The sequence below is a fragment of the Ruegeria sp. BG10 genome (assembly GCF_056538575.1).
Map to the genome: position 1 here is coordinate 781730 of NZ_JBQFTI010000001.1, position 26269 is coordinate 807998.

Sequence of the window (26269 nt, forward strand, 5' to 3'; positions counted from 1 at the left end):
ATCAGTTAGCAGAGCCTTCTGGGGGATTAGCATAAGTTGGCGATGTGAAAGGCGTAACCCCCAATCCCTCGGCCGCGATGGCGGCGCGGGTTGCGGGGCGGTGCTCCAGCTGCATCAGGATGCTCTGCAGCCGTGGTGTATCGGCCAGTTGATACCAGCTACGATCAGCGCGGGCCGGGTACAGCGCCATCCAGCGCATCTGACAGGCAAGGTAGAAGGTCAGAACGGAAGGTCGTTCCGGATGCAGCCATTCAGGGGTTTTGTCGGCCTCGGCCTCCAGCAACGCAAGATGCCGGCGCAGGCGGGGGCGAATGCCATTGCGCAGCGCCTCGGCCTGGGACGCGTCGATGTATTTCTCGGCATAGAACAAAATACGCAGATCGGCATGCAGCGTGTTGGAGGCAAAGAACAGCCATTTCAGGAACGCCGCCCGATCCGGGCTGTCCGGTGCCGGGGCCAGTTGCGCATGCATATCCGCCAGCCACAGCAGGATTGCCGCCGTTTCAAAGATCGGTCCCTGCGGTGTTTCCAGAACCGGGATTAGCCCGTTCGGGTTCAACTGCCGGTAGGCTGCACCGTCCTGCGCGTTCCGCCCGCGGTCGACCAGCGCCGTGTCATAGGGCAGTCCCATCTCCTCCAGCGCCAGTCTGATCACCAGAGAGGCGTTATCGGGGGCATAGTGCAGGCGGTAGCGCGTGTTCATGCGGTCTATGTATACCGCACCGGGAATGCCGAAAGCCTTGATTGCGACGTTTCCAATCGGAAACGCGTATTTTCGCGACATGTTTGCACGGGTGATCGGTGAATTGCCTCTCGCAGTCGCCGAAGGCATTCCGTATAACTCCGGCAGCAATATAGGGGAATGCTGCCATGACCGGAGATCTGTCACCCATCGACAAGGCCAAGTATTTTGCCGCGCGCCGTGCCGCCGACATGGTGCAGGATGGAATGCGCGTCGGGTTGGGAACCGGATCGACCGCGGCCTGGATGGTGCGCCGCCTGGGCGAACGGGTGCAGGAGGAGGGGTTGCAGATCAAGGGCGTTCCAACCTCGTCCCGCACCGCGCAACTGGCCCGTGAGGTCGGCATTCAGGTGGTTTCGCTGGATCAGGCGGGGTGGTTGGACATGACCATTGACGGCGCTGACGAGTTTGACGGCGAGCTGAACCTGATCAAGGGCGGCGGCGGCGCGCATCTGCAGGAAAAGATTGTCGCCACGGCCAGCGACCAGATGGTGGTCATCGCCGATGCCGGTAAAGAGGTCGAAACGCTGGGCGCGTTTCCGCTGCCGGTCGAAGTGATCCCCTTTGGATGGCAGACCACCCGCACCCTGATCGAAGAAACACTGGACACGATGGATGTCCTTGGCACCTCGGCCGCGTTGCGCATGAATGGTGAGGCGCCGTTTGTCACCGATGAGGGCAATCATATTCTCGACCTGCATCTGCAACGGATCGGAAATGCCCGGCAACTGGCATTGGTGTTGAATCAGGTGCCGGGCGTTGTCGAGAACGGGTTGTTCATCGACATTTGCGACAAGGTCGTGATTGGCCACGGGGACGGCCGGGTCGAGCTGCGGGATATCAATGAGGGCACGGTTGAAACGGATCTTCCGGCAGAAAGTGGCGAGAACCTGTTTTCGGATCTGGCGGATTGATCGGGACGTTTGCTGGGGCAGTGTGTGCGGGGTGCGCTCACGCTGCCGTGATGCCGGGGGCATCGTTTCCGCGGCGGCAAGGGTTGGCAGCACATCATTCGACCCCAGATTATCAACGAATTTTGGCCTGACTGAATAAAGGAACTCAGGATGAGCTTTGACTATGATCTGTTCGTCATCGGCGGAGGCTCGGGCGGGGTCCGCGCGGCGCGCGTGGCGGCTGGCGAAAACGGGGCCAAGGTGGCACTGGCGGAAGAAGATCGCTATGGCGGCACCTGCGTCATCCGGGGATGTGTGCCGAAGAAGCTGATGGTCTTTGCCAGTGAATTTTCCGGCATGGTCGGAGATGCGCAGGCCTATGGCTGGGATGTCACACCCGGCGCCTTCGACTGGGACGTGTTCAGGGGCAAGCTTTATGCCGAACTCGACCGGCTGGAAGGCATCTATCGCAACATCCTGAAGAAAAACGGCGTCGAAAGCTTTGATCAGCGCGCGCAAGTGGTTGATGCACATACCGTTGAGCTGACCGATGGCACCCGCAAGACGGCCAGGCATATTCTGATCGCGACCGGCGGCCGCCCGGTCGTGCCCGAGTTTCCGGGCTCGGATCTGGCGATAACCTCGAATGAGATTTTCCATCTGGAGAAACTGCCCGAATCCATCCTGATCGTCGGTGGCGGTTATATCGCCAGCGAATTTGCCGGGATCATGAACGGGATGGGCGTGAAGACCACACAGTTCTATCGCGGTGCGCAGATCCTGCGCGGGTTCGACGAAGAAGCACGCGGTCTGATCTGCGAAGAGATGCGCCAGAACGGAATTGACGTTCGCCTGGGCACCAATGTTCTTGAGATGACCAGGGATGGCGACAAGATTCGCGTCAAGGCCACCGACGGGACCGAGGATCAGTTTGACGTGGTCATGTACGCCACCGGCCGCGCGCCCAACGCCGACAATATGGGCCTTGAGGCCGTCGGCGTCGAACGCGGACGCAAGGGCGAGATCGTCGTGGATGAATACAGCCAGACCGGCGTGCCCTCGATCTTTGCCATCGGCGATGTGACCGACCGCGTGAACCTGACCCCGGTAGCGATCCGCGAGGGCATGGCCTTTGTCGAGACCGTGTTCAAGGGCAACCCGACCCCGGTGGATCATGACCTGATCCCGACCGCGATCTTCACCCAGCCGGAATTCGGCACGGTTGGCCTGAGCGAGGAAGAGGCAGCCGCGCAGGAGCCGATCGAGGTTTACGCAACCTCGTTCAAACCGATGCAGAAGGCATTTGCGGGCGGTACGCAACGGGTTCTGATGAAACTGATCGTCAGCCAGGCGACCCGCAAGGTGCTGGGCTGCCACATCGTTGCGCCGGGCGCGGGCGAGTTGATTCAGCTGGCCGGAATCGCCGTCAAGATGGGCGCGACCAAGGAAGATTTCGACCGCACGGTTGCCGTTCATCCGGTCATGGCCGAAGAACTTGTGACAATGCGGCAACCTGTTCGCACTGCTTGATTTGCAAGCGCGCGCAACCAAGTTACAAGGTACACCGTGATCACACGGTCCAACACAAAGGAATTGATACATATGGCGGGCAACAGCGGTGGCCCCTGGGGGGGCGGAGGCTCCTCGGGCGGCGGAGGAAATCGGGGTAACAACGGGGATGGGCGCAAGCCCCCCGAAGGCGACGGCCCGCAGATCCCCGAGATCGACGAGCTGATGAAGAAAGGGCAGGAACAGCTGCGCGTCCTGATGGGCGGCCGTGGCGGTTCGGGCCGTGGCGGCAACGGGCAGGGGTCCGGTGGCGGTGGCCCAATCTTTACCCGCGGCACCATTGCAATTGGTTTGCTGGTGGGTGCCGTGCTTTGGGGCGCGGCCAGCTTTTACACCGTGAAGCCCGAAGAACAGTCGGTTGAGCTGTTTCTTGGCGAATTCTCGGCCGTTGGAAATCCGGGTCTGAACTTTGCACCCTGGCCGTTTGTGACCGCCGAGGTCATCCCGGTTACCCGCGAACAGACCGAAGACATGGGCGGCACCCGTGGCAGCGATGATGGCCTGATGCTGACCGGTGACGAAAACGTCGTCGATATCGACTATCAGGTTGTCTGGAACATCAACGATCCGGCCAAATTCCTGTTCAATCTGCGCGATCCGCGCCCGACCATCCGGGCCGTGTCGGAATCGGCGATGCGCGAGATCATCGCTCAGTCGGAACTGGCTCCGATCCTGAACCGGGATCGTGGTATCATCGCCGACCGGCTTCAGGAACTGATCCAGTCGACGATGGACAGCTACGATTCGGGTGTGAACATCATCCGCGTCAACTTTGACAAGGCCGACCCGCCGCAGGACGTGATCGCGGCGTTCCGCGACGTTCAGGCCGCCGCGCAGGAGCGTGACCGGCTGCAAAACGTTGCCGACGCCTATGCCAACCGGGTTCTGGCGGAAGCGCGTGGTGAGGCGGCGCAGGTTCTGGAAGAGGCCGAAGCCTATCGCGCCCAGCAGGTCAACAGCGCAAAGGGTGAAGCCAGCCGTTTCAGCGCAGTTCTGGAGGAATACTCCAAGGCGCCGGACGTAACCCGCAAACGCCTCTATCTGGAACGGATGGAGCAAGTTCTGGGTGACGTGGACAAGATCATTCTGGACGAGAACTCGACCGGTCAGGGGCAGGGCGTTGTACCCTATCTGCCGCTGAATGAATTGCGCCGCAATCAGGCCGAGGGGAGCAACTGATGCGTAGATCACCTATTATTCTGATTATCGTCGTCATCCTCGGTGTTGTCGGCCTGTCGTCGATCTTCATCGTGGATGAACGCGAACGCGCGCTGGTTCTGCAATTCGGCCGTGTCGTCGCTGTTAAGGAAGAGCCAGGTCTGGCGTTCAAGATTCCGGTGATTCAAGAGGTCGTGCGGTATGACGACCGCATCCTGTCCATCGACGTTCAGCCGCTGGAAGTAACGCCGCTGGATGACCGTCGTCTGGTTGTCGATGCCTTCGCGCGTTACCGGATTTCTGACCTGAACCGTTTCCGTCAGGCCGTTGGCGTCGGCGGCATTCCGGTTGCCGAGGATCGACTGGACCGCATTCTGCGCGCCGAGACCCGGGAAGTGCTGGGCTCGGTCTCGTCCCGCGACATCCTCAGCTCGGATCGTGCGGCCCTGATGCTGCGTATCCGCAACAGCGCGATTGCCGAAGCGCAGGCGCTGGGCGTGAACGTGATCGACGTGCGCCTGAAGGCCACTGATCTACCGCAGGCCAACCTCGAAGCGACCTTCGACCGGATGAAAGCCGAGCGGGAACGTGAGGCCACTGACGAACGCGCCCGTGGTAACGAGGCGGCGCAGCGCGTGCGCGCGCAGGCCGACCGGACCGTGGTCGAGCTGGTGTCGGACGCCAACCGTGAGGCCGAGATCATTCGCGGTGAGGCGGACGCCGAACGCAACGCGATCTTTGCCGAAGCCTATGGGGCGGACCCTGAGTTCTTTGAATTCTACCGCTCGCTGTCCGCTTATGAGCAGGCGCTGGGCGGGGGTAACAGCTCGATGGTGCTGAGCCCGGATTCCGAGTTCTTCAACTATCTGAAATCACCCACCGGTCAGGGCGGCCGGTAATGGGAATGATCCTTCTGGCCTTCGGGCTGGTATTGATTGTCGAGGGGCTGGCCTATGCGCTGGCCCCTTCGCTTATTGAACGCATGCTTGAGGCGCTGCGATCCCTGCCTGAACAGGCCCGGCGGCTGGCAGGGCTGCTCTGCGTGGTCAGCGGTCTGGTGCTGCTCTGGGGCGCGTATCAGGTTGGGTTTTGACACCGCAATCTCACTTGCCGGTGATTTCCCCGCGATCCTGAGTTGCGGGCCTGCACAAACTGACTACATTGGTTGCTAAGACGGGCTGCCTGCGGGCGGTTCAACACGGTTTGTCGACAAGGAGTTATCCAGTGCAGGCACAAGCACGCAGTCTTTCCGTCCAAAGGGACAATGTTGTTGGTATCATGCGGCTGATGTGGCTGGCCTTTGCCGGCATGCTTCTTGTTCTGGCTCAGACCGCTGCAGCACAGGCGCGCAGTGAAAGCCTGGCACCTCTGGCCGAACAGATCAGCCCGGCGGTGGTGAATATCACCACCTCGACCCTGATCGAAGGCCAGACAGGACCGCAGGGGATTGTGCCCGAAGGCTCTCCGTTCGAGGACTTCTTTCGCGAGTTTCAGGACCGCAACGGCGATGACGAAAACCGCCCGCGCCGCAGCAACGCACTGGGCTCGGGGTTTGTGATTTCCGAGGACGGTTACATCGTCACCAACAACCATGTCATCGCGGAAGCTGATGAAATCCTTGTGGAATTCTTTCCCGGTGACGGTCAACCCAAGAAAGAGCTGCCCGCAAAGGTCATCGGGACCGACGAGAAAACGGATATCGCGCTGCTCAAGGTCGAAGCGACAGGGCCATTGCAATATGTAAAGTTCGGCGACAGCGACATTGCGCGTGTCGGAGACTGGGTCATCGCCATGGGTAATCCGCTGGGGCAGGGGTTTTCGGTATCGGCCGGGATCGTTTCGGCCCGGAACCGGGCGCTGAGCGGATCGTATGACGACTACATTCAGACTGACGCAGCGATCAACCGGGGCAACTCGGGTGGTCCGCTGTTCAACATGAATGGTGAGGTGATCGGTGTGAACACGGCGATCCTGTCGCCCAATGGCGGGTCGATCGGGATCGGGTTCTCGATGGCGTCGAACGTTGTCGTCAAAGTTGTCGATCAATTGCGTGAGTTCGGCGAAACGCGCCGCGGCTGGCTGGGCGTTCGCATTCAGGACGTGACCGAGGACATGGCCGAAGCGATGGGGCTGGAGAAGCCCGGCGGCGCGCTGATCAGCGATGTTCCGGACGGACCGGCCAAGGATGCCGGACTGCTGGCCGGGGACGTGATCCTCAGCTTTGACGGCGTCGAAGTGGAAGATACCCGCGGTCTGGTGCGTCAGGTCGGCGAGACCACGGTGGGCAAATCCGTCCGCGTGGTCGTGCACCGTGAAGGTGGCACGCAGACGGTGCTGGTGACTCTGGGCCGCCGCGAGGATGCCGAACGCGCCGAAAACGGAGAAGAGGACGCGCCAGAAGCACCAACCGAAGAAAACGCGGATATACTGGGCCTGACGATATCGCCCCTGACGGAAACGCTGCGGACCGATCTTGGTCTGGATGCCGATGCCGAAGGATTGGTGGTTACAGAGGTGGATGAGGCGTCCGAAGCTTATTCCAAAGGTCTGCGCGCCGGTGATCTGATCACCGAGGCCGGCCAGCAAAAGGTGACGTCGATTCAGGACCTTGAGGCCCGGATGCAAGAGGCGCGCGATGCAGGTCGCAAATCCCTGTTGCTGCTGGTGCGCCGCGCGGGCGAACCGCGCTTTGTGGCATTGAGTCTGGGCGAGTAACCACGTCTTGCCGATGCGGATCAGGACCGGGGCAAATGCCCCGGTCTTTTCGATTCAGAACCCGCCCAAAGAAAGAGCCATATGCCGGGGAGGCATATGGCTCTGATACAGGGAGAGGTCAGTGGACAGATATCGGGGATGATTCTCTGACCTCCTACGGTAACAAGAATGACGATAGGCTTAACGCTGTCAGATGTATGTGAAGCAAGTCACAACGGGGTCAGATCAGGTCGGAATCGGCCAGCTCTCTGAGCGCGTCGAAATCCTGGATCATCAGCCCGCCGCGTGACGCCTCGACCACATTGTCCCGTTTCCATGTGGAAATCGTTTTGGACACCGCCTCGCGCGTGGCGCCGACAAATTCGGCCAGTTCGCTTTGAGACAGGGTAATGCGGGTCGCCGGGTCGTCCTGCAATTCCGACAGGTGCAACAGTTTGCGCGCCAGCCGTATCGGCATCGGCAGAAAGACCTGTTCGTTCAACTGCGACCCCATCCACCGCATCCGCAACCCGGCCAGCCGGATCATATCGACAGCGAGGTCGGGATGCTGTCGGATCTGGTTCATCACGTCGCCCTGACGCACACGCAGAATGCGCGAAGGTTCGGCCGCGGCGATGGTGGCGGTACGCGGGCCACTGTCGAACAGGGCGATCTCGCCAAAGACCTCGCCCGGTCGCATCAGGGTAAGCGACAGTTTGCGCCCGCTCATCGCCAGAAAGGACACCTCAAGCGTCCCTTCCAGAATGGCATAGAGCGCGTCGCCCTCGTCGCCCTGTTCGAACAGTACCTCGCCCCGTTGCAGGGATATCTCGGTGGCCTGTGCGGAAAGCATGGCTTTCAGTCTGTCTGATGCCTCGGACAGGAAGCCGCTGTTTGGGAAAGCCGTCATGAGTGTATGGTGCTCCGGCTGTGAGTGGTGAGTGGTGTCCCAACTTTCCACAGCTTCGGCGCTAAGCCAAGGATTTTGTCGGCTTTTCCCTGCGGGCGGCGCTTTCCTCCGGACGCCGCGCGGCGAACGTTTGGCGCGAAACCGGCCGCGTTCCGTTCACCTACTGGTGGTCAGGATCATCCATATAGCTTTGCAGAAGGTTGAACTGCAGCATCAAAAACACCATCAGCGCAATGGGAAAGCCGAAAGTTTCGATCTTGACCCATAGGTCTGTGGACAGCGTGCGCCAGACCAGTTCGTTGGCAACAGCCAGAACAGCGAAACAGGCGCATAACCGCCGGGTCAGGATCATCCAGCCTTCGTGGCGCATGGGCAGCATCTCGTCCAGAACATATGCAAGGTAGGACCGTCCCTGAAGAAGACCGATGCCCAGGATGACCGAAAAGAAACCGTAGACCAGCGTGGTCTTCATTTTGAAGAACCGCTCGTCATTGAACCAGGCGGTCAGGCCGCCGAAGAAAATCACCATGATGGCAGTGAAAATCTGCATCCGGCTGAGTTTTCCGGTCAGCACCCAAAGCACGCCCATCGCCGTCAGCATCAGCGGTACGAAAATGATGGTGGCAACGATGAAGCCCGAATACTCGACCCCGCCGATCAGAAAACTGTCGTCGCGCAGGCGCAGATAGATGAAGAAAAAGGCCAGTGGCGGGCCAAGTTCCAGCGCCTGTTTGAGGAACGGGTTGATTTCTTTTTTGCCTGTCATGTCGGTTTCCTGCTGCTTACCCGCCCATTTCAACTATTACGGCGCCCAATGCAATCAATGCCATCAGCGCAATCCGCCTCGGCCCGACGGTTTCTTTCAACACCAGCCAGCCGATGAGCGCGGCAAAGACGGTTGAGGTTTCGCGCAGGACCGCAGCTTCGCCGACCTTGTCCAGTCGCGTGGCCAGCATGATGGAGCCAAACGACAGCGGCGCAATGATACCTCCGGCAAGGCCGCGCAGCATCAGCGGCCCGATGGCCGGTCGATTGATCATCGCGCGCCATCTGAGAAAGGCATAGAACGGCATCGCAGCCCCGTCGATCATGAAAAACCAGGCCAGAAAGGTGAACGGATCGGCGGTCGCGCGGATGCCATAGGCGTCATAGGTGGTGTAGAGCGCCACAAACAAACCGGTCGCCACCGCAAGAACAAGCGCGATGCCAAGCGTTTCGCGATTGGTTTCGAGGAAGCGCAAATTATAGGCCGCCAGTCCGAAAATGCCCGCCAGCAAAACCGCAACGCCGAACCATTGGGTTCCGGTGAAGGTCTCGCCGAACAGCAGATATGCGCCGATGACCGTAAACAGCGGGCCTGTGCCCCGGACAACGGGGTAGACGACGGTGTAGGAGCCCTTGGTATAGGCCATCGCCTGGAGCACCTTGTAAGCGATGTGGATCAGCCAGACGATTGCGAAGATGGGCCACATATAGGGTTCGGGCCAGGGCACGACGAAGAATGCAAACGGTGCCGCCATCAGCCCATAGCTGGCATCGATAGCCCCGCGGGACAGCCATGGATCGTGGCGGCCTTTTTGCAGCGCGCCAAAGGCCGCGTGCAGAAAGGCGGCCATCAGAGCCAGACCAAGGGCAAGCTGGTGGCCTGCTTCCGTGCCTTCAAGTGAGATCAGCCAATCGCTCAAATGTCAGGTCTTTTTGCTGGGTGGAGAGGCTGGGGGTTTTCCACCCCCAGACCCCCGGAAGGTATTTTCGGCCAGATGAAGGGTCGGATCAGCCTTGGTCGAGGCCGGTGAGGGCGGCGGCAAATTCTTCGGGGTCGAACGGGGCAAGGTCGTCGATTTGCTCGCCGACGCCGATGGCGTGGATGGGCAGACCGAATTTATCGGCCAGCGCGACCAGCACGCCACCTTTGGCGGTGCCGTCCAGCTTGGTCATTACAAGCCCGGACACGTGGGCCAGCTTCTGGAAGGTTTCGACCTGGTTCAGCGCGTTTTGGCCAGTGGTGGCGTCCAGCACCAGCAGGGTGTTGTGCGGCGCGGTTTCGTCCTTCTTTCGAATGACGCGAACGATCTTGGCCAGTTCCTCCATCAGGTCGGCGCGGTTTTGCAGGCGGCCTGCTGTGTCGATCATCAGTAGGTCGGCGCCGTCTTCCTGTGCCCTGGTCAATGCGTCAAAAGCCAGCGACGCGGGGTCTGACCCTTCGGGGGCGGTCAGAACGGGCACGCCTGCGCGTTCGCCCCAAACCTGAAGCTGTTCCACGGCAGCGGCCCGGAATGTGTCGCCCGCCGCGATGACGACCTTTTTGCCGGCTGCCTTGAACTGGCTGGCAAGCTTGCCGATTGTCGTGGTCTTGCCCGATCCGTTGACGCCGACGACAAGCACAACCTGCGGGCGCCTGGGATACAGGGGCATCGGCTTGGCGACCGGATCCATCACCCGGGCGACTTCCTGCGCCAGCAGCTGTTTGATTTCCTGCGTCGAGAGTTTACGGCCATAGCGACCCTCGGCCATGTTTGCGGTGACGCGCAGGGCGGTGTCGACGCCCATATCCGAGGCAATCAGCAGTTCTTCGAGCTGTTCCAGCATATCGTCGTCCAGCGTGCGGCGGATGGCGGTGGTGGCCTCGCTGCGACCGAACAGACGCCCCAGCATGCCCCTTGTCGGCGCGGCCTCGGGCGGTGGAGGGGCAGGTGTCGGGTCGGCGGGCGCCGGTTCGGGTGTTTCGACCGGCTGCGGTGCGGGGGCGGGGTCTGGGATCTCGGGCACCGGTTGGGGAACTTCCGGCACCGGTTCGGGCTGCGGCTCGGGCTCGGGGATGATCGGATCGGGTGCGGTCGTTTCCTCGCCACCGTCTTCAACGATGGCTTCCAGCCCCTGTTCGAGGCGGGACGAGGATTTGAACAGCTTGTCCTTGAGTTTCGAGAAAAACGCCATCTTTGGTCTCCGCAGGTGTTCCCCTCACCTAATGCGGATTTACGGCAGTTGCAAAGGGTCAGAGAAATGCCGTCAGCAAACCGGCCTGTGCGCCCCAGTACAAGGCCCAGACCATATAAGGCGTGACCTTTTGGGCAGGGTGATCCGCAGGCAGCAGAAACTTTTCGGTCGCAAGGATCAGGTCCGACACGATAAAGGCCAGCGCAGCGGGCAGGGCCCATCGCAAGGCGCCGGTTTCGGGAAGCGCAAGCACCGCGATGCCCATCCCGAGAATGATCGGGATATAGCCCAGAACCGGCCCTTTGAGGTCGCCCGCGCGCGGGGCCAGCAAGGTGGCGGCGACGATACCAAGAAGGATCAGCGTCCAGAATACCGCAGGCCGGTCCAAGATCAGCGCGGCATCGCTGGACGGGTGGGTCAGAAACAGGGCGATGTAGGCCAGATGACCCGCCGCGAATGCGCCAATGCCCGCCATAAAGGTACTGTCGGTCTCGCGCGACAGCAACGCATCGCCGAGTGCGCAAAGGGCCAGGGCAACGGTCAGCAGCAGTGGGGCCGCGCCGAGTGCAGCAATCAGGGCCAACAGGGCAACCGATGCGGTCTTTAGAACCGTGCGCAGGGTGCCGGCCGGTCGTATTGTCATTGGCAGGTAGGCCACGGCGCAGGCTCCGGCGATCCAGAAGAGGGCGGCTGTCATGGAATTGTCCCTTTCGAATTTTCTGCAGCATCCTACTGGTTACGACGGCAACTCAACCGGTGACGTCAAGGCAGGCAGTCGCGCGGAAATGGGGATTGGCCTCGGCCATTCGCATCTGACAAAATGCCGGCATGCTGAGGTGTTTTGCGATTCTTCTTCTGATGCCTGCCCAGATGGTGGCAGCGCAAACTGCACTGTCTGGGGCCGAGTTCGACGATTACACACGCGGCAAGACTTTGTTCTACGGATTTGAAGGCCAGGTTTACGGTGTCGAGCGTTACCTGCCCAACCGACGCGTCATCTGGTCCTTTCTGGACGGTGATTGCAAGGAAGGCGTTTGGTATGAACGGGACGATCAGATCTGTTTCATCTACGAAGACCGTCTGGACCCGCAATGCTGGGTCTTCTCAAATTCGGCCGCCGGTCTGATCGCGCAGTTCGAAGGCGACCCGGCCAGCACAGAGTTGTATGAGGCCGAAGATATCGGTGAGGAGATGGTCTGCTATGGCCCCGATGTCGGGGTCTAGGCCACCGGGCGGCTCAGAATAACGAGCCCTGATCGGGCGCATCATCTTTCTGGGATTTCCTTTGGGACTGTTTTGCGGCCCCGGTCTGGCCGGTTGACAAAACGCCGTCGGCGAATTCGATCTGGAAGGCACTGTGTTTTGCGGCCTGCTCTTTGCTCGTCAGCACCTGATCGTCGGCGCGAACCACGGCATAGCCACGCAGTAGCGTCGCCTTATAGCTGAGGGTTTCACGCAAACGATCCGTCGCGTCAAGCTGTTGCCGCATCCGGTCAAGGCGTGTCGTCTGCGCTGTGTGCATCCGGTCGGCCAGCCGGTTCACGTTCTGGCGTTGCAGGTCGGTTTCCCGCTGGATCGGACGCAATGACAGGCGCGAGGACAGATTGCGCAGCGCTTCCTGCCGCCCCGCAACAAGATTGCGCAGCGTCGACGGGCGCAGATGGGCCGATAATTTGGCGACTTGCAGGTGGCGGTTCTGAACCCCACGCTGCAAGGCGGGCGTCAAACGATCCGCAATCAAATCAAGCCTTTGTCGCGGGGTGTTCAGCAAGCTGTCCGGGCGCGGCAGGGCGCGGGACAGATCACGCAGGCGCTGGGTGCGCCGTTGTACCGCGTCGGTCGCCGCGCGGGACAGGCGCGCGCCCTGTTCTCCGTTCCAGGCCAGCAGTTCCATGCGCACAGGTACAGCCAGCTCGGCAGCAGCGGTTGGCGTCGGTGCGCGACGGTCAGATACAAAGTCGATCAGCGTCGTGTCCGTCTCGTGCCCGACGGCCGAGATCAGCGGAATCTCTGACGCTGCGGCTGCGCGCGCGACATTTTCTTCATTGAACCCCCACAGGTCTTCGATCGACCCGCCGCCCCGGGCGACAATTATCAAATCGGGGCGGGGCAGGGCGCCACCGGGCGTCAGCCGGTTGAACCCGTTGATCGCGTTGGCGACCTCGGGCGCGCAGTTCGATCCCTGAACGGCGACAGGCCAGATCAGGACCTTGCGCGGAAAGCGGTCGCGCAGGCGGTGCAGAATATCGCGGATCACCGCGCCGGAAGGGGAAGTCACAACGCCGATGATCTGCGGCAGGTATGGCAGCGGCTTTTTCCGCTCGGGGGCGAACAGTCCTTCGGCCTCAAGCTGCTTTTTGCGCTTTTCCAGCAGCGCCATCAGCGCGCCCTGTCCGGCGACGGCGACCTCATCGACATTCAGGTTGTATTTCGATTGGGCGCCAAAGGCGGTCAGCCGGCCCGTTACGACGACCTCCAGCCCTTCCTCGGGAACGACGGACAGCCCCGAGATCTGACCCTTCCAGGTGGTACAGGCCAGCACGTTCCGGTCGTCCTTGATGTCGTAATACAGATGCCCCGAGCGTGCCTTGAACACGCGCCCGACCTCACCGCGCACACGGATTCGCCCGAACGTGCCCTCAAGCGTGCGTTTCACTTCGCCCGAGATGTCCGAAACGGTGTATTCAGGGGTGTTTTGGCCCGGGATCGGGTCGTCTAGCAGGTCGGACATTTCAGCGCCTTGTGTCAAATGCCCGCCCAGCTTAGAACGCCCCGAAGGCGAGGCCAAGCAGATCGGAGAGCATTCATGAACATCCTCATTCTCGGCAGCGGAGGGCGCGAACACAGCCTGGCCTGGGCGGTGTTGCAGAACCCAAAATGTGACCGCCTGATCGTCGCGCCGGGTAATGCCGGGATCGCACAGATCGCCGATTGCGCCGCGCTGGATATCGAGAATGGCGGGGCCGTGGTCAGCTTTGCCGAGGAAAACGCAATTGATTTTGTGATCGTCGGCCCCGAGGCACCGTTGGCCGCAGGCGTGGCGGATCGTCTGCGCGAGGCGGGGGTGCTGGTGTTTGGTCCCTCGGCGGCGGCGGCGCAATTGGAGGCGTCAAAGAGCTTTACCAAGGAAGTCTGTGACGCGTCGGGCGCGCCGACAGCCGCCTATGCGCGGTTTACCGAGGCCGCGCCGGCCAAGGATTATATCCGGGCGCAGGGCGCGCCGATCGTCGTCAAGGCAGACGGGCTGGCCGCCGGTAAGGGCGTGATTGTTGCACTGGACGAGCAGACCGCCTTGGACGCGATTGACGATATGTTCGGCGGCGCCTTTGGCGGGGCCGGGGCCGAAGTCGTCATCGAAGAGTTCATGGAAGGTGAAGAGGCGTCCCTGTTCGTTCTGTGCGATGGTGAGAACATCCTGTCGGTCGGCACCGCACAGGACCATAAACGCGTGGGTGAGGGCGATACCGGTCTTAATACGGGCGGCATGGGCGCCTATTCCCCGGCACCGGTGCTGAGCGCTGAGGTCGAGGCACGCGCGATGGATGAGATTATCCGCCCGACAGTGGCCGAGATGAAGCGTCGCGGCACACCGTTTCAGGGCGTTCTCTATGCCGGGCTGATGATCAAGGACGACCAGCCGCGGCTGGTCGAATACAACGTGCGTTTCGGCGATCCCGAATGTCAGGTTCTGATGATGCGCCTTGGCGCGCAGGCGATGGACCTGATGCACGCCGCCGCCGAAGGGCGTCTGGGCGAAGCGCGTGTGAACTGGGCGGACGATCATGCTTTGACAGTGGTGATGGCCGCGGTGGGTTATCCCGGTTCGTACGAAAAGGGCAGCATGATCAAGGGGCTGGAGGGCCTGCCCGAAGACAGTGCAAACATGGTGTTCCATGCCGGTACCAAATCTTCGGACGGGCAGGTCGTTGCGGCGGGCGGGCGAGTTCTGAACGTCACCGCGCGCGGCGATACATTGCAGGAGGCCCGGGACCGCGCCTATGCAATGGTGGATGGCGTCGACTGGCCCGAAGGGTTTTTCCGCCGCGATATCGGCTGGCGGGCGCTCTGATCAGAGCGCTCCCGCGCCCTGTCGCAGCATCACAGATGCAACGCCAAAGGCCTTGGGCCGGGCAGCCCGCTGGCGCGGGATGCGTCAGTTCCCGGGATTGCAGGTCATCGCCTGATCCATCGCGATAGGTGAATAGGGGCGTTCAATCTCTTGCTGCCACCCGTCGTCGTGCCGGACGACGACGATGTTTCGCCAATCCGCGCTGGCGACGACAAGCTCTGGCCCTGTACCGCATTCCCGCAGACCGCCGCTGATGAAATCTTCGCCGATCCGGTGGTTGGTCAGACCGGACAGCGAGGCGATTTCGGTCAGGTCACCCGTAGCAAAACGCCAGATGCGCAAGGTCTTGGCCAGATGCGGGCGATCAATATAGGCAATTTCCACATTGCCGTCCCCGTCCAGATCCGCCGCGCCAATCGGAGCGAGCCAGCGAAACCGGATGCCGATGGGCGGAGTGGCGGCGACCTTTGTACCGCTGGCGTCATAGATGGCCAGCTGGGCGCCGGTGCGGTCATGGGATTCGACAACCAGAGCCTCGAATGTGCCGTCAAGGTCGACATCCACCAGCCGTGGGGCGAGGTCTTCGAAGACCCTGTCCGGGGGCAGGCGGATTTCGAGAACCGATTGCTGCCCGGCGGGTTGTGCTGGTTGGTCTTGCGCTGCCGAGGCGGCCGCGACCGTCAGCTCTAGCGCGCCGTATTCGATGTTGTCCCCCAGCACCCCGTGCGCATAGCGCGTGGTGGGCTGCGTGTAACGGGCGCTCGTGATGGTGTCGGCGGTAACTGCTGGGCCTGCGCCGACCAACCACAGGCACAACACCAGCCGCGCGCCGCGTGCCCGATGACGCCACAGGCGGGCGGGCAGGCGCGGCGCTTTGAAACGCATCAGATCTGCTTTTCGGGCATCTGCACGACCAGACCGTCCAGTTCTTCCGTGACCTTGATCTGGCAGGTCAGGCGCGAACGGGCAGGGTCGGGTTCATAAGCGAAGTCCAGCATGTCCTCTTCCATGTCGTCCTTGCCCGGGATCTTCTCGACCCAGTCCGGGTGGATGTAGACATGACAGGTCGAGCACGCACAGGCGCCGCCGCAATCGGCTTCGATGCCGGGAATGTTGTTGTCGCGGGCCCCTTCCATGACGGTCAGTCCGTTGGCGACCTCGACTGTATGTTCGGTACCGCCATGCTCGACATAGGTGATCTTTGCCATTGCGTGCGTCTTCCTTTTGCGATGTTCGAATTCTTCCTTAGTCAAGGCATTTGGGTCTTACCAGCCTCATTTGCGACTCTGAATGCCGTGACTGGACTTTCCCTCCATTTGTTCTATCTTTGTTCTCATGCTTATTGCCCCTGTCCGCCCTACACAATCAAGCCGGGACTGGCCGCGCCCGCCCGCCTGTCTGCCTGCCCGGCAACTGGAATCCCCGCCCGAGGGCGCGCGCGTTGCCGTGGCGGGGCTGGTGATCCTGCGGCAGCGGCCGGGAACGGCCAAGGGGGTGATCTTTGTCACCCTTGAGGATGAGACCGGCATCGTGAACGTGGTGGTCTGGCGCAAGATCTACGAACAGTTCCGTCGCGCGGTGATCTCGGGGCGGCTGCTGCGGGTGACAGGGCGGATGCAGCGGGCGCATTCGGTGACCCATGTGATCGCGGAAGAGATCGAGGATATCTCGGGGATGCTGGATGTGCTGGTGTGGGGGAACGGGTAGGCCACCGGCGATTTTCAAGGACAGAGCGGGACGGCACAATTTGACGCCGCACCACGGATTTCGTCAATGTTTCGACAAAGTTGCGTGCATTTTGGTGTTCGATAATGAGGTTACTGTTATGCAAAATAGGTATTTGTACCGTCTTTTCAGACTGCGCAGGTTAATAGTCATCAGTCTGATCGTTTTCTTCGCACAGTGGGTCATTGGCTGGCAACTGTTCGGGCCATCCGAATTGCTGGCGCACCCGGTTGTGCGAGTTTCGGTTGCGCTGATTGGCACCTCAACAATCCTGGCCCTGGTGATCTGTTTCCCGCGCGTCTGGTGGGAAACCCTGTCAACAGCGCTGGTACTGGGGCTTCTCCTGATGCTGCTGCCACTCATCGAAATGATCCCCGAACTGGCGCCTGCAAAGAACGTTGCCAAGGCTGTTCCGTGGGTAATCTTCGGCACTGTGTTGGGTACAATATTTCTTTGGCTCGGTCTGAACAGATTGCCCGAAATACTATTGAAAATTCCGTTTGGGCTGGCGCACTGGACGTCTCGGGTCAGCTACGACATCCCAGCCGACAAAGCGTTCCAAATTCTCAAAACAACGCCCAACAGCGACGACGGGTATTATACAACCGGTCCGGTCGGTGAAGACGGGCTGTTTTCTGTATCCATGAAAACAAACACAGTAAATCCGGAAACTTACGAACCCGAAACCCAGGACCTGCGCTACAGGTGCAAAATTGAACAGGAGGGTGAAAGCCACCAAATTCTCTCAGTGTTCTTCATGATTGACGATGAGGCGAACGTAGATGTGGAACGTCTGAGCGTTCAGGCACAAGGAGAGAAAGCAATCTGCACGACGCGCTCGGTAAGAAGCAGGCGGAATATCTATGAAGACCTTGGGTTTTGGCTTCAGGATTTCGGAGGGGATCACCTGTACGGCAGGTTGGCGCGGTCAGACGGCAATAATTCAGTCGCGCTGGTTGATCTTCCTTATGTCTCACCGCTGGTTGGGCTGGCACGGTTTTTCGAACGTTTCAACGATCACCCTCAGAACCCAAACGGCGGTTCTATCTAACAGTGTTCCGCGCCTGACTGTGGATGAGCACCCCGGTGCCTTACCGCCGAAACAAAACCCCCTGCGCCTGCTTGTCCCGGTGATCACCGCGCAGTTCGGCATGCAATGCGCGCCCGGCCTGAACGCCGGGACGAGCGCTCACCGCCGCAAGCCAGCGGGTGAAGTGGGGTTTGTCTTCCAGCACCTGCTGCTGGCCTTCCCACAGGCTGGCCCAGCCCCAGATTGACATGTCTGCGATGGAGTAGAAATCGCCCGCAACGAATTCGTTGTCGGCCAGTCGCCGATCCAGAACGCCGTACAGCCGACCGACCTCGGTACGATAGCGGTCCTTGGGATAGGGCAGGTCTTGCGGCGGGTCCAGTTGTGGGGCGTATTTCAGGAAGTGATGTGCCTGACCCGCCATCGGACCGACACCGCCCATCTGCCACATCAGCCATTCTTCGACTGCAATCCTGTCACGCTCGGTCGAACCATAAAAGCGGCCGGTTTTGCGGGCCAGATACATCAGGATCGCACCGCTTTCGAACACGGATACCGGCGCGCCATCCGGGCCGTCCGGATCGACGATCGCAGGCATCCGGTTGTTGGGGGAAATCTTCAGGAATTCCGGATCGAACTGATCGCCCTTGCTGATATCGATCAAATGGGTGGTATATGGCAGCTCCATCTCTTCCAGGGCAATGGATGCCTTCCACCCATTCGGCGTGGGCCAGAAATACAGGTCGATCATGGTGTCTCCTCAGGTTGAGAAGATCATGAGGCTTTCTGTGCAAACGGCAAGAGGTGCTGCGGCCGGGGCAGGGCAAAAAGCCGTGACCAGCGGCGCGCAGACTGGTCCGGCACGCCACCGCGCAGCACTCTGAGGCTCAGGTGATCGTGATGGCGCAGCAAGGCATTGTAGACCCGAAGCACGCCGGGGCGTGTGTAACTGGACCAGTGGCAAACCCTGCGCTGAGGGTCGCCGATCGGGAACACCAAACGTGACAGGTGATCCAGCGTGTTCGGGCAGTCAATTTGCAGCGTCACGGCGTTTGGTGCCTGCAGCCCGACACCGATGCTGCGGTCTCCGCGCTGGGGCGGTTGGATCAGCCATTCATACATGAAGTCAAACAGATCATTTTCCCGGCTGGTCACGTTGATGAACTCGGCCTGACGGCCCGCCGGGGTGCCAAGTGCATCCAGCGTTCGGCTTTGATAGGCTGCGCCGGTCATCGAAATGATGCGGGTCAGCGAACCGGGCCGGATGTGATGTAGCGCCTCAAGCGCAAGTTCTGTGCCCATGGAATGCCCGATGAAATGGATGGGACGATTCGGGTTCAGTCGGCGCAGGTCGTGGATCAGGTCGGCAAGGGCACGCCCGGCTTCCACCGCTCGGCGGCGCGCAGCCCATAGCGGCCCCTGCGCATCCCAGCCAAATGCGATGCCCAGCCCTTCGTCGTCGAACCCGGATCCAAAGCCCAGTTGCTGCGGCCAACTGGGGCAGTGCCAGGGTACGGATGTCGGGTGCAGAGATAAAATATGCCGATGTGGACAGGCTTTGGCGTCATCGGGCCGGTATTTGTAACCGTGTGTCATGATGATCACCGGCCCCTGCGAATTTCGTGTCTGGCGCAGGGCGCTGCGCGGCGATCGGAGGCTGCGGTGCAGGGCGATGGTGTCGCCGATGGCATTGATCCTGACTACTGGCATGGTTCTGCCTCACACAAGATGTTGTGGCGCCGAATTGACATAACGCTATGACGCTTCGGTGAAAGGAAGGTTACAGATCCGTGACGTTGCACTTGTCAGGGTTGACGCGTTCGCAAGTGCGGCGTAAGGGCAACAGCATCACGTGGCGATTTGTTACCGGATTGCGGGCCACGCTAAACAACACCGCTAAAAGGTCAGGATGAAAGGCCCCTTTCGCTTGACCGCGTCTGGGGTTTTTTTGATGCCTTTGCCGGGCAAGGGCCGAGAGGAATGACATGAGCGAGAGCTGGAACAAACGCACCCAAGCCGTCCATGGCGGCATCCGTCGCAGCCAATATAACGAAGTCAGCGAGGCGATCTTCCTGACCCAGGGCTTTGTCTATGACACCGCCGAACAGGCCGAGTCGCGGTTCATCGAGTCCGGTCCGGATGAGTTCATCTACGCCCGTTACGGCAATCCGACCGTGTCCATGTTCGAACAGCGTATTGCCGCGCTGGAAGGGGGCGAGGACGCCTTTGCCACCGCTTCCGGCATGGCGGCGGTAAATGCCGCGCTGACGTCGATGCTGCAGGCGGGGGATCACGTCGTGTCTGCCAAGGCGCTGTTCGGGTCGTGCCTGTACATACTGGAAAACATCCTGACGCGGTTCGGTGTAGACGTCACTTTTGTCGACGGAACCGATCTGGACGCGTGGAAGGCGGCGATCCGGCCGGACACCAAAGCTGTTTTTTTCGAATCCATGTCGAACCCGACGCTGGAAGTCATCGACATATCAGCCGTTGCCGCGCTGGCCCACGCGGTCGGTGCGACGGTGATCGTCGACAACGTGTTTTCTACTCCGGTCTTTTCGCGTGCGATCGAGCAGGGCGCGGACGTGGTCGTGTATTCGGCCACCAAGCATATCGATGGGCAGGGGCGCGCCCTGGGCGGCGTTATCATTGGAACGCGCGAATTTATCCGCGGGACGGTTGAACCCTATCTCAAACACACCGGCGGCGCGCTGAGCCCGTTCAACGCCTGGATCATGCTGAAAGGTCTTGAGACGATGGCCCTGCGGGTCAATGCACAGGCGCAGACGGCCCAGACCATCGCCGAAGCGTTGGAAGGTCACGCCGCGCTGGAGCGGACACTGTATCCGGGATTGAAAACCCACGCTCAGAACGCACTTGTGCAATCTCAGTTGGGCGGCAAGGGCGGCACTGTTCTGTCGCTGGACATCAAGGGCGGCAAGGATGCGGCGTTTGCGTTCCTCAACGCGCTGACGATTCCGGTGATCTCGAACAATCTGGGGGATGCAAAGTCGATTGCAACACACCCGGCCACGACGACCCATCAACGGTTAAGCGATGATCAGAAACACGAACTGGGGATCACACCCGGTCTGATCCGGTTTTCTGTCGGACTTGAGGACGCTAACGATCTGCTTGCCGATATCAGGCAGGCATTGGACGTTTCTCAGCAATAGCATATCTTATTAATCCGGTAACAGGGTCCAAAGCCAAAGGTGGATGGCGCCGGTCCGGCGCCCTTCACCGAAATTCGATCCGGGCTGTGATTTGGCGCGTATACAGTTACACTGGAAAACGCGCCGAACGCGTATATAGTCCGGCGACCAACCCGAGGAGCCCCGATCGATGAACGTGCACCCCCGTGACATTGACGACGCACCTGACCGTGATGAAGCCGCATCCGCGCTGAATACCCTGCGCAAGTGGGCTGAAACCGCGACCGAAGCTGAAATCAGCCAGCTTGATCCCGCCATCGCACGGCTGGTACCGGGTCTGGTTCCGGTCAACTACCCGTCGTTGTCTCGGGACTATGCCCAGGATTTCAAGGTTGATGATGCGTACCGTGCGTCTCTGCCCGATCTCCAGAACGGGCCATCCAGCCTGATCCGTGGCGCAAGGCAGCAGATTCAGCATGTCGGGATCTCGAATTTCCGCCTGCCGATCCGATTCCACCGCAAGCATGGCGAAGACCTGACGCTGGAAACTTCTGTCACAGGCACGGTCAGCCTTGAGGCGGAAAAGAAGGGCATCAACATGTCCCGGATCATGCGTTCCTTCTACAAACACGCCGAGCGCACGTTCAGTTTCGAGGTTATGGAGGCCGCGCTGAACGACTACATGACCGACCTCGACAGTTTTGACGCGCGTATCCAGATGCGGTTTTCCTACCCGGACCGCGTTCAAAGCCTGCGATCGGGGCTGGAAGGGTACCAATATTACGACATCGCGCTGGAACTGGTTGAACAGAACGGTGTCCGCCAGAAAATCATGCATCTGGATTACGTCTATTCCTCGACCTGCCCCTGTTCGCTGGAGCTCAGCGAGCATGCGCGCGCGACGCGTGGGCAATTGGCGACGCCGCATTCTCAGCGCTCGGTGGCGCGGATTTCCGTTGTCGTGGATTGCGACGCGGATTGTTTGTGGTTCGAGGATCTGATCGCCTTGTGCCGCCGCGCCGTGCCGACCGAGACACAGGTAATGGTCAAGCGCGAGGACGAGCAGGCCTTTGCCGAACTCAACGCAGCCAACCCGATCTTTGTCGAGGACGCCGCCCGCCTGTTCTGCGCCGAGTTGCTGGCCGACCATCATGTCGGTGATTTCCGGGTTGTGGCCAGCCATCAGGAAAGCCTGCACAGTCACGATGCGGTATCGGTTCTGACCCAGGGACCGACCTTTGTTTCACCCAGTCTTGATCCGCGCCTGTTCACCACGCTTTTCCACGTCGGGTGATCGGACCGGGGCGTAGATAAGCCTCAAAACTGGTCAGACGGCGAATTTTTGCCGCACTGCAGCAGTATTTGCTGCGTGCGCACAGTTTTTCGCGCTAAAATGGCTTTGAATGCAGCCGTGGTGCGGCCGTTTCTTAGGCGTCCACACCACTCTGAGAGGAAGCCGAGACGTGCGACGCCCAGGACTGCAAGACATCGCATTCCGTCCGAAATCTCGGCACGGGCAGGGCCCCTCACTCATTTTTTGGTTGCATCGCTTTCACAGGAGAAATGACTAATGAATCCGATTACCCAGCCGCTGGAATTTCAGGCAGCCGCCATTCGCATGGCCGGTTACGCGGTTAGCAACCAAATGAAAATCATGCAGATTCTGGCGGTTTCTGCCATGGAGTTGCCGTTTGCACCCATGAACGCGCTGCATGCATCATCTTCGGTCCCTGCGACAGATACCCCCAAGCCCGAGTTCAAGACAAAGGCAAAACCGGCGGCACCTGTCTCCAAGCCCAAGTCAGCCCCGACTGCGAAAGCCAAGCCTGCGGTTCAGGCAAAAAGGACGGCAAAGCCAAAGGCCGAATCACCCGAGCCCGCCGCAGTAAAAACAGCAACAGCCAAGACCAAAGCGCCTGCCGCATCGGCCCCGGCGAAAAGCGCCGCTAAACCCGCTGCTTCACGCCCTGCCACTGCAAAGGCCAAATCGCCTGAACCGAAACCCGCCGCGGTGCGCACCCGTCGGGCGCCCGCGCCCAAGACACAGGCAGCCAAACCGGCAGAGGTGAAGACGAAAACCAAACCGGAGGTGACAAAAGCAACTGCTAAGCCTGCGGCACGGACTGTCGCCGCGAAACCGGCCGCGCCAAAAGCTGAGGCCGCGAAGCCGGCGCCCAAGCCGGAACCTGCCAAGCCCCAGGTCGTGAATGCTGAGACCGCCCAGAATTCCGCGCCGGTGCGCCGTACACGCGCCCCGTCCAAACCGCCTGCGATGCCTGAGCCGTCAGACAACACCGGCAAGTAAAACGGGACATCCGCTTGACTCAGTCGTGCAGGCGCGCCAACGCTGCGCCTCATGACGGACATGCGCCCGGTTGGATATGTGATTGGCCTGTTGGTCGCCATTCTTGGGGCGACCATGATGCTGCCCATGCTTGCGGATCTCATCGAAGGCCGGGGCGAATGGCATGTGTTTTTTGAAAGCGGCGTTATCACGATCCTGACGGGCGTCGTTCTGTCCCTCAGTTGTTCGAATGGCGTCGGCGAAGGACTGACGATCCGCCAGACCTTTTTGCTGACCACCGGTGTTTGGGTTGCGTTGCCGTTCTTTGGTGCCATTCCGTTTTTGTTCGGCGAAACCGAACTGCGTTTTGTCGATGCCTATTTCGAAGCGATGTCGGGTCTGACAACGACCGGTTCTACTGTGATCTCGGGGCTCGACGACCTGCCGCAGGGCTTGTTGCTGTGGCGCGGCGTGCTGCAATGGCTGGGCGGTATCGGCATCATTGTCGTCGCCATGGTGTTCCTGCCAGAGCTTCGGGTTGGTGGGATGCAGATCTTCCGCTCGGAAGGGTTTGAAACCATGGGGAAAATCCTGCCGCGGGCGCAGGAAATCGCGGGTCAGATTTCCCTGATCTATGTGTTCCTGACCTTTGTCTGCGTGCTGGTCTATGCCGGGCTGGGGATGAGCTTTTTCGACGCGCTCGTGCACGCGATGACCACCATCGCGACGGGTGGGTTCTCTAATTACGACGCGTCTTTCGGCACGTTTTCGGGACCAACGGAATATGCCGCTTCGGTTTTCATGATCCTCGCGGCGCTGCCGTTCGTGCGGTACGTACAATTTGCCAATGGCAACACGACATCGATTTTCCGCGACAGTCAGATCCGGGTTTTTCTGGCGACGATACTGGTTCTGGTTGTGATCATGGCGGTTTTCCTGACAACGGTCTTTCCGCATCACTGGGAACAGGCGATCAGGGAATCCCTGTTCAACATCACCTCGATCATTTCCGGCACGGGCTATGCCAGCGTCGACTATATGGGCTGGGGCAATTTCCCGGTCATGCTGTTCTTTCTGATCGGTCTGATCGGTGGCTGCGCGGGCTCGACCGCCTGTTCGATCAAAGTGTTCCGTTACCAGCTGTTGTTTGCGTCAATCAAAACGCAGATCCGTCGCATCCGGTCGCCCCATGGTGTTTTCACGCCACAATATGACGGTCGGACAATCGGCACGGACGTTCTGACCTCGGTGATGAGCTTCTTTATGTTCTTCGTGCTCTCGCTTGGGGTGCTGGCCTGGGCGCTGGCCCTGACCGGGCTGGATTTCATCACATCGGTCTCGGGCGCGGCAACCGCCTTGGCCAATGTGGGGCCGGGGTTGGGGGATCAGATCGGCCCAGCGGGTAACTTTGCCGGGCTGAGTGATACCGCCAAATGGCTGCTGTCCATTGGCATGCTGGTTGGTAGGCTTGAACTGCTGGCCGTTTACGCGCTGTTTACCGTCCAATTCTGGAGAAGTTGATGAAAAGACCCCTTGGTGCCCAGATCTCGCACATGTTGAAGGATCGGGGCGTTGACGTGATATTCGGCATCCCCGGCGTGCATAATCAGGAAATGTACCGCGGTATTGAAGAGGCCGGTATCACGCATGTTCTGGCGCGCCATGAACAGGGCGCCGGGTTCATGGCCGATGGCTATGCGCGTGCGACCGGCAAGCCGGGCGTTGCCTATGTGATCACCGGGCCGGGGCTGAGCAATATCATGACACCGATGGGGCAGGCGTATTCGGATTCTGTCCCGATGCTGGTGATGTCTTCTTGTCTGGACGACGCGCAAGTGGAACAGGGGCAGTTGCATCAGATGAAGGATCAGCGCGCCGCTGCCGAGACCGTGGCGGACTGGTCCCATCAGGCCAATTCGGCACAGGTGGCATACGCGCTGGTTGAGCGTGCCTTTGAAGAGTTCGAACTGTCCCGCCCGCGCCCCAAGCACATTCAGGTCCCCATCGCCCAGCTTGAGGCCGAGGCCGATCCGGCCCCGTTCCCGCATCAGCCTGGCCTGCGCACAAAGGCTTTGCCGCCTGACATAGCTTCGGTGATTTCGATGCTGAACATCGCGCGTCGGCCGCTTTTCATTCTGGGCGGCGGGGCGCGGTCCAACCTGTGGCGGCAAATTCTGACGCAGCTGGGCGCAGCCTGTTTCACAACCTACGCGGGGCGGGGGATGGCTGGGCTGGGATATGCGCTGGATTTCGGGGCATCTCTGCCGCGTCCGGGCAGCGCGGATATCATCGCGTCGGCCGATCTGGTGGTTTCTGTGGGCGCGGAGCTGGGCGAAGTCGATCTGTGGCGGAGTGAACTTGGGCATTCCGCCAATCTCGTGCGGGTCGATCTGGATCCGCAGGTCTTGTCCGACAGGCACAGGGCTGCGGTCAAGCTGCAGGCGGATGGTGAGAGCTTTGCCCAGGCGCTGTTGGCAGCGTCAGATCACGTCAAACCAGCGTCGAGCTGGACGACGGAAGAAGTCGCCGAGGCTCGCAACCGCTGGCGTGCTGAGATTGACGCGGAACGCCCCGGGATTATGCCGGTGATCGACGCGCTGCGGCAGGCCATGCCGCCGGACACCATGATCTATTCCGACATGACCCAGTTCGCGTATGTTGCCAAGGAAGTGTGGGACATGGCCTATCCGTACCATTGGCACCACCCGACAGGGTTTGGCACGCTGGGCTATGCTCTGCCCGCGGGAATAGGCGGCGCGGTCGCGCGCCAGGGCAAACCCACAGCGGTCATAGCGGGTGATTACGGGTTTCAATACACAATGATGGAACTGGGCGCAGCGGTAGAGCTGGGCCTGTCGCTGCCGATCATTCTGTGGGACAACGGAAAGCTCAAGGAAATTGAAGACAGCATGGTGCGCAGCCAGATCGCGCCAAACGCGGTCGTGGCGCACAACCCCGATTTCTGTAAGCTGGCCGAAGCGTTCGGGGCATTATCTGCCGCGCCAACATCACTGACCGAAATGCAGGACGCTGTTCGCACCGCATTTGATGCGCCGGTTCCGACGCTGATCCGGGTCACCCCCGATATACGGTAGGCACAAAA

General features: G+C 60.6%; 26 protein-coding genes and 1 riboswitch. Of the genes, 14 read left to right on the plus strand and 12 right to left on the minus strand.

Annotation, left to right across the window (positions count from 1 at the left end):
• Position 1: 1 nt before the first annotated feature.
• Positions 2 to 703: a glutathione S-transferase family protein gene (locus ACR0D8_RS03855; protein WP_480646354.1), complete on the minus strand. Its 702-nt coding sequence runs from the start codon at positions 701 to 703 to the stop codon at positions 2 to 4.
• Positions 704 to 870: 167 nt separating this feature from the next.
• On the opposite strand from ACR0D8_RS03855, the gene rpiA reads away from it, so the two are divergent.
• From rpiA to ACR0D8_RS03885, 6 genes are all read left to right on the plus strand, one after another.
• Positions 871 to 1656: a ribose-5-phosphate isomerase RpiA gene (rpiA, locus tag ACR0D8_RS03860; RefSeq protein ID WP_480644718.1), complete on the plus strand. Its 786-nt coding sequence runs from the start codon at positions 871 to 873 to the stop codon at positions 1654 to 1656.
• Between the two features lie 150 nt (positions 1657 to 1806).
• The gene (gor, locus tag ACR0D8_RS03865; RefSeq protein WP_480644720.1) at positions 1807 to 3165 is read left to right on the plus strand and encodes a glutathione-disulfide reductase; all 1359 of its coding nucleotides are present in this window, start codon (positions 1807 to 1809) and stop codon (positions 3163 to 3165) included.
• 72 nt (positions 3166 to 3237) lie between these two features.
• Positions 3238 to 4383 (plus strand): FtsH protease activity modulator HflK, encoded by a 1146-nt coding sequence (gene hflK, locus ACR0D8_RS03870; protein WP_480644721.1) that lies wholly within the window; start codon positions 3238 to 3240, stop codon positions 4381 to 4383.
• Complete coding sequence (gene hflC / locus ACR0D8_RS03875) at positions 4383 to 5261, plus strand: protease modulator HflC (RefSeq protein WP_480644722.1); 879 nt, start codon at positions 4383 to 4385, stop codon at positions 5259 to 5261. The genes hflK and hflC overlap by 1 nt, the downstream gene beginning before the upstream one ends.
• Positions 5261 to 5455 carry a DUF2065 domain-containing protein gene (locus tag ACR0D8_RS03880; RefSeq protein ID WP_170330952.1) on the plus strand — a complete coding sequence of 65 codons (195 nt, stop codon included), beginning with the start codon at positions 5261 to 5263 and terminating at the stop codon, positions 5453 to 5455. The genes hflC and ACR0D8_RS03880 overlap by 1 nt, the downstream gene beginning before the upstream one ends.
• 131 nt (positions 5456 to 5586) lie before the next feature.
• On the plus strand, positions 5587 to 7077 hold the full coding sequence (locus tag ACR0D8_RS03885; protein WP_480644724.1) for a DegQ family serine endoprotease: 1491 nt from the start codon (positions 5587 to 5589) through the stop codon (positions 7075 to 7077).
• Positions 7078 to 7297: 220 nt separating this feature from the next.
• Here ACR0D8_RS03885 and ACR0D8_RS03890 read toward each other — a convergent pair whose 3' ends face one another.
• From ACR0D8_RS03890 to ACR0D8_RS03910, 5 genes are all read right to left on the minus strand, one after another.
• Positions 7298 to 7966 (minus strand): Crp/Fnr family transcriptional regulator, encoded by a 669-nt coding sequence (locus tag ACR0D8_RS03890; protein WP_480644725.1) that lies wholly within the window; start codon positions 7964 to 7966, stop codon positions 7298 to 7300.
• Positions 7967 to 8126: 160 nt separating this feature from the next.
• Positions 8127 to 8732 carry an inner membrane-spanning protein YciB gene (locus tag ACR0D8_RS03895; RefSeq protein WP_480644727.1) on the minus strand — a complete coding sequence of 202 codons (606 nt, stop codon included), beginning with the start codon at positions 8730 to 8732 and terminating at the stop codon, positions 8127 to 8129.
• A 16-nt stretch (positions 8733 to 8748) separates the two neighbouring features.
• Complete coding sequence (locus ACR0D8_RS03900) at positions 8749 to 9651, minus strand: EamA family transporter (RefSeq protein ID WP_480644728.1); 903 nt, start codon at positions 9649 to 9651, stop codon at positions 8749 to 8751.
• Positions 9652 to 9739: 88 nt separating this feature from the next.
• The gene (gene ftsY / locus ACR0D8_RS03905) at positions 9740 to 10903 is read right to left on the minus strand and encodes a signal recognition particle-docking protein FtsY (protein ID WP_480644729.1); all 1164 of its coding nucleotides are present in this window, start codon (positions 10901 to 10903) and stop codon (positions 9740 to 9742) included.
• Between the two features lie 58 nt (positions 10904 to 10961).
• Positions 10962 to 11600 carry a lysoplasmalogenase family protein gene (locus ACR0D8_RS03910; protein ID WP_480644731.1) on the minus strand — a complete coding sequence of 213 codons (639 nt, stop codon included), beginning with the start codon at positions 11598 to 11600 and terminating at the stop codon, positions 10962 to 10964.
• A gap of 161 nt (positions 11601 to 11761) precedes the next feature.
• Here ACR0D8_RS03910 and ACR0D8_RS03915 point away from each other — a divergent pair, with 161 nt between their 5' ends.
• Positions 11762 to 12127: a hypothetical protein gene (locus ACR0D8_RS03915; RefSeq protein ID WP_480644733.1), complete on the plus strand. Its 366-nt coding sequence runs from the start codon at positions 11762 to 11764 to the stop codon at positions 12125 to 12127.
• A gap of 13 nt (positions 12128 to 12140) precedes the next feature.
• Here the strand turns inward: ACR0D8_RS03915 and xseA are convergent, their stop codons facing one another.
• Positions 12141 to 13634: an exodeoxyribonuclease VII large subunit gene (gene xseA / locus ACR0D8_RS03920; RefSeq protein WP_480644735.1), complete on the minus strand. Its 1494-nt coding sequence runs from the start codon at positions 13632 to 13634 to the stop codon at positions 12141 to 12143.
• 75 nt (positions 13635 to 13709) lie between these two features.
• Here xseA and purD point away from each other — a divergent pair, with 75 nt between their 5' ends.
• Positions 13710 to 14972, plus strand: a complete 1263-nt coding sequence (gene purD / locus ACR0D8_RS03925) for a phosphoribosylamine--glycine ligase (protein ID WP_480644736.1) — start codon at positions 13710 to 13712, stop codon at positions 14970 to 14972.
• 84 nt (positions 14973 to 15056) lie between these two features.
• On the opposite strand, the gene ACR0D8_RS03930 is transcribed toward purD, so the two are convergent.
• Together ACR0D8_RS03930 and ACR0D8_RS03935 are read right to left on the minus strand one after the other, a co-directional pair.
• A complete protein-coding gene (locus ACR0D8_RS03930; protein WP_480644737.1) occupies positions 15057 to 15857 on the minus strand; it encodes an FG-GAP repeat domain-containing protein in 801 nt (266 codons plus the stop codon).
• The gene (locus ACR0D8_RS03935) at positions 15857 to 16180 is read right to left on the minus strand and encodes a 2Fe-2S iron-sulfur cluster-binding protein (RefSeq protein WP_475159655.1); all 324 of its coding nucleotides are present in this window, start codon (positions 16178 to 16180) and stop codon (positions 15857 to 15859) included. Before ACR0D8_RS03935 ends, ACR0D8_RS03930 begins: the two co-directional genes overlap by 1 nt.
• Before the next feature lie 127 nt (positions 16181 to 16307).
• Here ACR0D8_RS03935 and ACR0D8_RS03940 point away from each other — a divergent pair, with 127 nt between their 5' ends.
• On the plus strand, positions 16308 to 16679 hold the full coding sequence (locus ACR0D8_RS03940; RefSeq protein WP_475159658.1) for an OB-fold nucleic acid binding domain-containing protein: 372 nt from the start codon (positions 16308 to 16310) through the stop codon (positions 16677 to 16679).
• Between the two features lie 40 nt (positions 16680 to 16719).
• Complete coding sequence (locus ACR0D8_RS03945) at positions 16720 to 17748, plus strand: hypothetical protein (protein WP_480644738.1); 1029 nt, start codon at positions 16720 to 16722, stop codon at positions 17746 to 17748.
• 40 nt (positions 17749 to 17788) lie between these two features.
• On the opposite strand, the gene ACR0D8_RS03950 is transcribed toward ACR0D8_RS03945, so the two are convergent.
• On the minus strand, positions 17789 to 18478 hold the full coding sequence (locus ACR0D8_RS03950; protein ID WP_480644740.1) for a glutathione S-transferase N-terminal domain-containing protein: 690 nt from the start codon (positions 18476 to 18478) through the stop codon (positions 17789 to 17791).
• A 23-nt stretch (positions 18479 to 18501) separates the two neighbouring features.
• Positions 18502 to 19437: an alpha/beta hydrolase gene (locus ACR0D8_RS03955; RefSeq protein WP_480644741.1), complete on the minus strand. Its 936-nt coding sequence runs from the start codon at positions 19435 to 19437 to the stop codon at positions 18502 to 18504.
• Positions 19438 to 19569: 132 nt separating this feature from the next.
• Positions 19570 to 19647: riboswitch (SAM riboswitch) on the plus strand.
• Positions 19648 to 19712: 65 nt separating this feature from the next.
• Between ACR0D8_RS03955 and metZ the strand changes: the two genes are divergently transcribed.
• The gene (gene metZ / locus ACR0D8_RS03960; protein WP_480644742.1) at positions 19713 to 20903 is read left to right on the plus strand and encodes an O-succinylhomoserine sulfhydrylase; all 1191 of its coding nucleotides are present in this window, start codon (positions 19713 to 19715) and stop codon (positions 20901 to 20903) included.
• Positions 20904 to 21072: 169 nt separating this feature from the next.
• Complete coding sequence (gene folE2 / locus ACR0D8_RS03965) at positions 21073 to 22176, plus strand: GTP cyclohydrolase FolE2 (RefSeq protein WP_475159670.1); 1104 nt, start codon at positions 21073 to 21075, stop codon at positions 22174 to 22176.
• A 539-nt stretch (positions 22177 to 22715) separates the two neighbouring features.
• Here folE2 and ACR0D8_RS03970 read toward each other — a convergent pair.
• The gene (locus ACR0D8_RS03970; RefSeq protein WP_480644743.1) at positions 22716 to 23060 is read right to left on the minus strand and encodes a hypothetical protein; all 345 of its coding nucleotides are present in this window, start codon (positions 23058 to 23060) and stop codon (positions 22716 to 22718) included.
• Positions 23061 to 23238: 178 nt separating this feature from the next.
• On the opposite strand from ACR0D8_RS03970, the gene ACR0D8_RS03975 reads away from it, so the two are divergent.
• Together ACR0D8_RS03975 and ACR0D8_RS03980 are read left to right on the plus strand one after the other, a co-directional pair.
• Positions 23239 to 24687: a TrkH family potassium uptake protein gene (locus ACR0D8_RS03975; RefSeq protein ID WP_475159678.1), complete on the plus strand. Its 1449-nt coding sequence runs from the start codon at positions 23239 to 23241 to the stop codon at positions 24685 to 24687.
• Entirely contained in the window at positions 24687 to 26261 is a 1575-nt protein-coding gene (locus ACR0D8_RS03980) for a thiamine pyrophosphate-binding protein (protein ID WP_480644746.1), read from the plus strand. The genes ACR0D8_RS03975 and ACR0D8_RS03980 overlap by 1 nt, the downstream gene beginning before the upstream one ends.
• The last annotated feature ends 8 nt before the right edge of the window (positions 26262 to 26269 follow it).